This window comes from Bartonella sp. PS17NMGDW, assembly GCF_042193555.1.
Lineage (GTDB): Bacteria > Pseudomonadota > Alphaproteobacteria > Rhizobiales > Rhizobiaceae > Bartonella > Bartonella grahamii.
The window spans coordinates 1-4,201 of sequence record NZ_JBHILY010000037.1 but is presented as its reverse complement, the minus strand read 5'-3'; the positions used below and the strand labels follow the sequence as shown (position 1 = coordinate 4,201).

Annotated in this window: 9 protein-coding genes and 1 pseudogene; 5 read left to right on the top strand and 5 right to left on the bottom strand. The window is 37.9% G+C overall.

Annotated features, from left to right (window positions below; translation table 11 throughout):
* Positions 1 to 329: pseudogene (locus ACFIJK_RS08805) on the bottom strand (hypothetical protein); the annotation flags it as partial.
* Between the two features lie 84 nt (positions 330 to 413).
* Here ACFIJK_RS08805 and ACFIJK_RS08800 point away from each other — a divergent pair.
* From ACFIJK_RS08800 to ACFIJK_RS08785, 4 genes are all read left to right on the top strand, one after another.
* A complete protein-coding gene (locus tag ACFIJK_RS08800) occupies positions 414 to 680 on the top strand; it encodes a BrnT family toxin (RefSeq protein WP_375627060.1) in 267 nt (88 codons plus the stop codon).
* Positions 658 to 963: a BrnA antitoxin family protein gene (locus ACFIJK_RS08795; RefSeq protein ID WP_375618924.1), complete on the top strand. Its 306-nt coding sequence runs from the start codon at positions 658 to 660 to the stop codon at positions 961 to 963. The genes ACFIJK_RS08800 and ACFIJK_RS08795 overlap by 23 nt, the downstream gene beginning before the upstream one ends.
* Positions 964 to 1,060: 97 nt before the next feature.
* Positions 1,061 to 1,324: a type II toxin-antitoxin system RelB/DinJ family antitoxin gene (locus ACFIJK_RS08790; protein WP_004861501.1), complete on the top strand. Its 264-nt coding sequence runs from the start codon at positions 1,061 to 1,063 to the stop codon at positions 1,322 to 1,324.
* Complete coding sequence (locus ACFIJK_RS08785) at positions 1,311 to 1,592, top strand: type II toxin-antitoxin system YafQ family toxin (protein WP_375627064.1); 282 nt, start codon at positions 1,311 to 1,313, stop codon at positions 1,590 to 1,592. The genes ACFIJK_RS08790 and ACFIJK_RS08785 overlap by 14 nt, the downstream gene beginning before the upstream one ends.
* Positions 1,593 to 1,636: 44 nt before the next feature.
* Here ACFIJK_RS08785 and ACFIJK_RS08780 read toward each other — a convergent pair whose 3' ends face one another.
* The 3 genes from ACFIJK_RS08780 to ACFIJK_RS08770 are packed head-to-tail and all read right to left on the bottom strand — an operon-like array spanning position 1,637 to position 2,869.
* Positions 1,637 to 1,915 (bottom strand): hypothetical protein, encoded by a 279-nt coding sequence (locus tag ACFIJK_RS08780; RefSeq protein WP_375613925.1) that lies wholly within the window; start codon positions 1,913 to 1,915, stop codon positions 1,637 to 1,639.
* Entirely contained in the window at positions 1,912 to 2,673 is a 762-nt protein-coding gene (locus tag ACFIJK_RS08775) for a phage antirepressor KilAC domain-containing protein (protein WP_330168527.1), read from the bottom strand. Before ACFIJK_RS08775 ends, ACFIJK_RS08780 begins: the two co-directional genes overlap by 4 nt.
* Complete coding sequence (locus tag ACFIJK_RS08770; RefSeq protein ID WP_375627530.1) at positions 2,666 to 2,869, bottom strand: Arc family DNA-binding protein; 204 nt, start codon at positions 2,867 to 2,869, stop codon at positions 2,666 to 2,668. Before ACFIJK_RS08770 ends, ACFIJK_RS08775 begins: the two co-directional genes overlap by 8 nt.
* 75 nt (positions 2,870 to 2,944) lie before the next feature.
* On the opposite strand from ACFIJK_RS08770, the gene ACFIJK_RS08765 reads away from it, so the two are divergent.
* Entirely contained in the window at positions 2,945 to 3,169 is a 225-nt protein-coding gene (locus ACFIJK_RS08765; protein WP_375627529.1) for an Arc family DNA-binding protein, read from the top strand.
* Here ACFIJK_RS08765 and ACFIJK_RS08760 read toward each other — a convergent pair.
* Positions 3,116 to 3,652: an antA/AntB antirepressor family protein gene (locus ACFIJK_RS08760; protein ID WP_375627528.1), complete on the bottom strand. Its 537-nt coding sequence runs from the start codon at positions 3,650 to 3,652 to the stop codon at positions 3,116 to 3,118. The two genes, ACFIJK_RS08765 and ACFIJK_RS08760, sit on opposite strands and share 54 nt — an antisense overlap.
* Positions 3,653 to 4,201 lie beyond the last annotated feature (549 nt).

Here is a 4,201-nt window from a genome sequence, read left to right as displayed (position 1 = left end):
GTTTCGCGTAACTTTTCCAGAGCAATCTTTTCTTTTGCTAGCGCAACTTGCATTCGCTCCAGTTTTATCTTGTATTCATTGGCTCCATCTGTGGAGGCTTGTTTGATCTTTGTTCGCCGTTGTCCATCAGGTGCTAAAAGTGAGGCAGGGTGTTTTGTTGGATTCTCATTCCAGATAGCTGTTGCAAGCGCTTCATTGACAGAACCATCTTCAAAAAGAGCCGCATCAAATTTACCTGTCTTTATCCGTGAAACCACCGCATTATGTGAAACACCCATCTTTTTTGCAAACGCACGAACCGATAGACCCTTACGCGTTTTCTTATTCATAGTTGCTCCATTTTGAATGGTATATACGAATTATTGTACACTTTAATTATTGACAAGGTTTTATTTTTCGTGTACATAAAATATATGAAGATAGTGTGGGATGAACCAAAAAGAGCTTTAAACATTGATAAACATAAGCTTGATTTTGCCGATGTTATTTACTTTGACTGGGAACATGCTTTTATTGATGCAACCCATTCAAACCGCATGAAGGCTATTGGACATTTTGCTGATGACACAACAGTTATTGTTTTTGCAAAGCTTGGCAATGAAGCGATATCCATTATCAGTTTTCGTCAAGCGAATAAAAAAGAAAGAGAGGTTTTCAATGACTATCAAAAAAACCTTTGAAACAGGATGTGGCTATACAAAAGAAGATTGGGACGCTGTGGATTCCCCACCACTAACAGATGAAGAACTTGCACGCTTAAAGCCAGCTAAAGACGTTTTACCAGCCTCCTTTTTTAAGTATGTAACAGAAGAACGCCGTAAACGCGGGCGTCCACCCGTTGAATCTCCCAAACAAGCGGTTACTCTCCGTCTCGACCCAAATGTTATTGCCTCTTTTAAAAAACAAGGAAAAGATTGGCGAACACGTATGGGTGAAGTCTTAAAAAAAGCAAGTGGTTGTTAAGCCAAACGATCTCGCCACTCTAAAAAATGTGCTTTATAGTTGAAATTAAACTTCAATTGTATTACATTGAAATACAGCTACAAGAGGAGAAGTCATTATGGCTGCCAGTCGTATGGTTCAAGCGCGTGTACCAGAAGAAATTCAAAATATCGCTAATCAAGTTATTCAAGCTTCAGGTTTATCAGTAAGTGATGTTGTGAGAGTGTTGATGACGCGTATTGCACAAGATAAAGCTATTCCGTCCTTCTTGTTTCAACCTAATGCGGAAACTATAGCGGCTTTTGCAGAACTAGAGGAAGGTAACTTAAAAAAGTTTCATTCCGTAGATGAATTATTTGATGATCTCTATGCGGACGATTGAACGTACCACCATCTTCAAACGTGATTTCAAGCGTGAAATGAAAGGACGGTATCGGCATCTTTTAGATACTGATTTGCGCAAAATCATTGCAGCATTAGCAAATGATCAACCTTTAGAACCTCGATATCATGACCATGCATTGACTGGGAATTGGAGCAATTATCGAGATTGCCATATTCGACCTGACTTAGTGTTGATTTATCGCTTGATTGGTCAAGATCGATTGATTTTAGTGCGTCTGGGCTCCCATTCAAAACTTGATCTTTAAACCACCTCCCCATTTTGAGAACGGGGAGGGGAGATGTGTTTTACTTAAGCAACCTTTTTAATGGGAGGCTCCAAATTTGGTTCGTAAGCTTTCAATAAAGGTAACATAACTGTAGGAAACTCTGAATCGCCAAAATCTGTTAGAACTGTTAAGATTTTAAGTATATTTGGCACCTCATCTTGAAGTTTGAAAATCAAAGCTTTTTCTACCAAACTCATGATGTTAATCAGAGCTGTACACTCTTTTTCATTAATATTTTCATCATTAGAAAACTGATATAAAGCTATCCATAAATCGCATAAGAAGTCGATACTGGTGTTCATTGTACACCTCCATGGATTTGTTCTCTCAAACAAGCTAATCCTCTAGATGTGATTTTTGTTGAAGGCAGCACCTTTTCTGTACCATCCGGTCTTTGAATGGTAATAGCAGGGCAATCCATGAATCCTTTCTTGATCTTGTCCTGATAAGGTAACAGAGGCGCCCCTGGAGCCCGTCGATACACCCAATCATGTTTACGCAAGTAATCCGTTAAATCCTTTGGTCGCACCTCTAACATTTTTGCTGCTTCAATTAAGCCAAACAAACCATCAGAACGCTTTAAACCATCAAGTGCTTTTGCCTTTGGTTCTAATTTAGCAATGATATTGTCTTTCCGCTCATTTTCATCTTTTAAATGCGTTAAGACACCAAGCATTACTGCTGGACTGGAGTAGTCGATCGATTGAACATAGGATTGCTTTATCTCGCCCCTACGCCATGCAACAAATAACTTAATAAGCATATAACGGACTTGAGAAGATTTTTCTGTATTCGATAATGTCGCAATCAATAACGCCTGCTCTTCGTTAAGCCAATATTCTGTTACGTTATTGCCCTTTATTACGTGCGCCACAGTGGCGCACCTCCCAAACCGTTCTATTTCTTGCATATTTCTTGTAATTAATTTTCTAACGTCACGTGTACGAACAAACCCTAATTTTTCTGCTAAGTCCACATCGCGAACACGAGGCTCGTTTTCGACTTCTCGTAATTTTATTAATTTGTCTTTATTGATAGGTAAGTATGTGCTATTATTCATTGTAATTGACCTCTTTCGGGTTAGTTAGATGTAAAGCGTTAGAGAGAGTTTTTGCGGACTTATGCTCTAGCGCTTTTTCTTTTTTGAGAATGTTAATTATTTCAGATGAAAGAGAGCGATCATTCTCAGTCGCCCGATTAAACAACCACTCCTTTAATGTATGTGGCATATTTATTTTATATTGGATCGTTTTCATTTTACCTCCATATGCACATATTTAGTACCATAAAGGTACCTTGTGTCAAGTGTATTTTAGGTATATTTTAGGTGCATGACAAAAAAAGATCGTGTGCAATTTAAATTTCTCATTCCAATTGAACTGAAAAATCAATTGGAAGAGCTTGCTGAAGCAAATCATCGTAGCCTTACGGGTGAAATTCTTGCTCGTTTAGAAAACTCTGTCCGCACTACCGTTACATTAAATCACCTACTGGCAATGAATTCAGAAGATCTCAAAAAGCTCCTTGAACAACCACTCGTGAATAAAAAACAATAAGATGCCACACATAGCCCCCTCAGAGCGTTTTAAACCATCAAGTGCTTCTGCTTTTGGTTCTAATTTAGCAATGGTGTTATCCTTTTGCTCAATTTGACTTTGTAAGTGATTCAAAACACCAAGTAATGCTTCGGGTTTGGAATAATCAACTTGTGGGGTTGCTACTTGTTTCAAAAGCCGTTCGCATTTGATAAAGTATTGACGCGCTTCATGCCCTTTATCATTACGCTCTATCATAGAAAGATGTTTAGCCATGTCTAACGTAATGTAGTATTCTATGCTTGGGCGCCCACCTTTTACTAAATTTTTAGAAAAACCTATAAAGTCTATATTTTCTCGAAAGTTACATTCTTTAATACGATTTTTAATCCAGTCTGCAAACTTTGATGTAATCTCCAAAAACGCGTGTAACTCACGTGCATTAACAGTTTGAACAATCTCTTGATCGATAACCTGTTCTGATATTTCTATAAGTGTGTTCATGATGAACTCCTTGGTAATAGAGGTTTTCTATTGACACTCTTAAAAGAGTGCCGGGTGCTAGAAAACACGGTACCAAGTCCGTCGTTACGCCTTTCCCATAAAGGGTATTGTATAGCATAACTACACCCGACAAGACCTTTATATGCCACCACATATAATGAGTCAAAATCTTTAATGTTTAGAAGACTAGTTATTTCGGCAACTAATCCGCTTGGTATTGTAAGGTGTTTTCTAGGCACCTGATTCGAAGGTACCTATTACTGTAGAATTGTCAAGTAATAAAAATTACTTTTTGCTAAGAAAACTTTTCACATACTGTACAGTGTACATATTTAAATAATTATTTATCAATGAGTTAAGTGTACAATGTACAGTCAATTTGAAAATTCTGTCGCTAGCGATAGTTCGCGCTAGCCTGCCCCGCAACGAAGCCAACCCGCTGGGAAGTACCTTTTGCATTGATTTTATTGATTTTTTTCTGGGAAAAACCAAAGCGCAAGTGATAATCTGCTTTAAAAATTACAATTAAAGTGAGTAGTGTGTTGACAT

What these genes read in the sequence shown, in the direction of transcription:
- ACFIJK_RS08765 (WP_375627529.1), top strand. Translation starts at nt 2,945, where the DNA reads ATGACAAAAAAAGATCGTGTGCAATTTAAATTTCTCATTCCAATTGAA.
- ACFIJK_RS08800 (WP_375627060.1), top strand. Translation starts at nt 414, where the DNA reads ATGAAGATAGTGTGGGATGAACCAAAAAGAGCTTTAAACATTGATAAA.
- ACFIJK_RS08775 (WP_330168527.1), bottom strand. Translation starts at nt 2,673, where the DNA reads ATGAATAATAGCACATACTTACCTATCAATAAAGACAAATTAATAAAA.
- ACFIJK_RS08795 (WP_375618924.1), top strand. Translation starts at nt 658, where the DNA reads ATGACTATCAAAAAAACCTTTGAAACAGGATGTGGCTATACAAAAGAA.
- ACFIJK_RS08785 (WP_375627064.1), top strand. Translation starts at nt 1,311, where the DNA reads ATGCGGACGATTGAACGTACCACCATCTTCAAACGTGATTTCAAGCGT.
- ACFIJK_RS08770 (WP_375627530.1), bottom strand. Translation starts at nt 2,869, where the DNA reads ATGAAAACGATCCAATATAAAATAAATATGCCACATACATTAAAGGAG.
- ACFIJK_RS08790 (WP_004861501.1), top strand. Translation starts at nt 1,061, where the DNA reads ATGGCTGCCAGTCGTATGGTTCAAGCGCGTGTACCAGAAGAAATTCAA.
- ACFIJK_RS08760 (WP_375627528.1), bottom strand. Translation starts at nt 3,652, where the DNA reads ATGAACACACTTATAGAAATATCAGAACAGGTTATCGATCAAGAGATT.
- ACFIJK_RS08780 (WP_375613925.1), bottom strand. Translation starts at nt 1,915, where the DNA reads ATGAACACCAGTATCGACTTCTTATGCGATTTATGGATAGCTTTATAT.